This window comes from Vibrio sp. 10N.222.49.A3 (assembly GCF_041475145.1).
Lineage (GTDB): Bacteria > Pseudomonadota > Gammaproteobacteria > Enterobacterales > Vibrionaceae > Vibrio > Vibrio tasmaniensis_A.
This window is the reverse complement of record NZ_JBFRVM010000116.1, coordinates 1-3,005: the sequence shown is the minus strand read 5'-3', so window position 1 is coordinate 3,005 and position 3,005 is coordinate 1. Positions and strand designations below refer to the sequence as shown.

General features: G+C 50.8%; 1 rRNA gene. It reads left to right on the top strand.

The window, feature by feature from the left end:
* The first annotated feature begins 74 nt into the window (after positions 1-74).
* Positions 75-2,968 (top strand): 23S ribosomal RNA (locus tag AB4589_RS18880).
* Positions 2,969-3,005 lie beyond the last annotated feature (37 nt).

Here is a 3,005-nt window from a genome sequence, read left to right as displayed (position 1 = left end):
AAGAATTAACCCTTCTTGATGACAACCAAAAACCTTGGTTAGTTGCCATACACTAAGACCCTTTCGGGTTGTATGGTTAAGTGACTAAGCGTACACGGTGGATGCCTTGGCAGTCAGAGGCGATGAAAGGCGTAATAACTTGCGATAAGCCCAGATTAGGTAGTAATAACCTTTTGAGTCTGGGATTCCTGAATGGGGAAACCCACTTGCATAAGCAAGTATCCTGTTGTGAATACATAGCAACAGGAGGCAAACCGGGGGAACTGAAACATCTAAGTACCCCGAGGAAGAGAAATCAACCGAGATTCCGAAAGTAGCGGCGAGCGAAATTGGATTAGCCCTTAAGCTTTTAATGAGACAGATGAAGGCTCTGGAAAGTGCCGCAATAAAGGGTGATAGCCCCGTAATCGACATCTCATCATCAGTGAAAACGAGTAGGGCGGGACACGTGATATCCTGTCTGAATATGGGGGGACCATCCTCCAAGGCTAAATACTACTGACTGACCGATAGTGAACCAGTACCGTGAGGGAAAGGCGAAAAGAACCCCTGTGAGGGGAGTGAAATAGAACCTGAAACCGTGTACGTACAAGCAGTAGGAGCACCTTCGTGGTGTGACTGCGTACCTTTTGTATAATGGGTCAGCGACTTAATTTTAGTAGCAAGGTTAACCGTTTAGGGGAGCCGTAGGGAAACCGAGTCTTAACTGGGCGTACAGTTGCTAGGATTAGACCCGAAACCAGGTGATCTAGCCATGGGCAGGTTGAAGGTTGAGTAACATCAACTGGAGGACCGAACCGACTAATGTTGAAAAATTAGCGGATGACTTGTGGCTAGGGGTGAAAGGCCAATCAAACCTGGAGATAGCTGGTTCTCCCCGAAAGCTATTTAGGTAGCGCCTCGGACGAATACTACTGGGGGTAGAGCACTGTTAAGGCTAGGGGGTCATCCCGACTTACCAACCCTTTGCAAACTCCGAATACCAGTAAGTACTATCCGGGAGACACACGGCGGGTGCTAACGTCCGTCGTGGAGAGGGAAACAACCCAGACCGCCAGCTAAGGTCCCAAAGTATAGCTAAGTGGGAAACGATGTGGGAAGGCTCAGACAGCCAGGATGTTGGCTTAGAAGCAGCCATCATTTAAAGAAAGCGTAATAGCTCACTGGTCGAGTCGGCCTGCGCGGAAGATGTAACGGGGCTAAGCTATACACCGAAGCTGCGGCTACGTACCTTAGGGTATGTGGGGTAGGGGAGCGTTCTGTAAGCCGTTGAAGGTGGTCTGTAAGGGCTGCTGGAGGTATCAGAAGTGCGAATGCTGACATGAGTAACGATAAAGGGAGTGAAAAACTCCCTCGCCGGAAGACCAAGGGTTCCTGTCCAACGTTAATCGGGGCAGGGTAAGTCGACTCCTAAGGCGAGGCCGAAAGGCGTAGTCGATGGGAAACGGGTTAATATTCCCGTACTTCTTACAATTGCGATGGGGGGACGGAGAAGGCTAGGTGGGCCTGGCGACGGTTGTCCAGGTTCAAGTACGTAGGCGGAAAGTTTAGGTAAATCCGGACTTTCATTAACGCTGAGATACGATGTCGAGCTACTACGGTAGTGAAGTCATTGATGCCATGCTTCCAGGAAAAGCCTCTAAGCTTCAGATTGTAAGGAATCGTACCCCAAACCGACACAGGTGGTCGGGTAGAGAATACCAAGGCGCTTGAGAGAACTCGGGTGAAGGAACTAGGCAAAATGGTACCGTAACTTCGGGAGAAGGTACGCTCTTATCAGTGAAGTCCCTTGCGGATGGAGCAGACGAGAGTCGCAGATACCAGGTGGCTGCAACTGTTTATTAAAAACACAGCACTGTGCAAAATCGTAAGATGACGTATACGGTGTGACGCCTGCCCGGTGCCGGAAGGTTAATTGATGGGGTTAGACTTCGGTCGAAGCTCTTGATCGAAGCCCCGGTAAACGGCGGCCGTAACTATAACGGTCCTAAGGTAGCGAAATTCCTTGTCGGGTAAGTTCCGACCTGCACGAATGGCGTAATGATGGCCACGCTGTCTCCACCCGAGACTCAGTGAAATTGAAATCGCTGTGAAGATGCAGTGTACCCGCGGCTAGACGGAAAGACCCCGTGAACCTTTACTACAGCTTGGCACTGAACATTGAACCTACATGTGTAGGATAGGTGGGAGACTTTGAAACCGCGTCGCTAGATGTGGTGGAGTCGTCCTTGAAATACCACCCTTGTAGTTTTGATGTTCTAACGTTGGTCCCTGAATCGGGATTACGGACAGTGCCTGGTGGGTAGTTTGACTGGGGCGGTCTCCTCCCAAAGAGTAACGGAGGAGCACGAAGGTGGGCTAAACACGGTTGGACATCGTGTGGTTAGTGCAATGGCATAAGCCCGCTTGACTGCGAGAATGACAATTCGAGCAGGTGCGAAAGCAGGTCATAGTGATCCGGTGGTTCTGAATGGAAGGGCCATCGCTCAACGGATAAAAGGTACTCCGGGGATAACAGGCTGATACCGCCCAAGAGTTCATATCGACGGCGGTGTTTGGCACCTCGATGTCGGCTCATCACATCCTGGGGCTGAAGTCGGTCCCAAGGGTATGGCTGTTCGCCATTTAAAGTGGTACGCGAGCTGGGTTTAGAACGTCGTGAGACAGTTCGGTCCCTATCTGCCGTGGGCGTTGGAAAATTGAAAGGGGCTGCTCCTAGTACGAGAGGACCGGAGTGGACGAACCTCTGGTGTTCGGGTTGTCATGCCAATGGCATTGCCCGGTAGCTAAGTTCGGAATCGATAACCGCTGAAAGCATCTAAGCGGGAAGCGAGCCTTGAGATGAGTTTTCCCTGGCACTATAAGTGTCCTAAAGGGTTGTCGTAGACTACGACGTTGATAGGCAGGGTGTGTAAGTGCTGCGAGGCATTGAGCTAACCTGTACTAATTGCCCGTGAGGCTTAACCATACAACACCCAAGGGGTTTTGTGGACTCAGATATACCA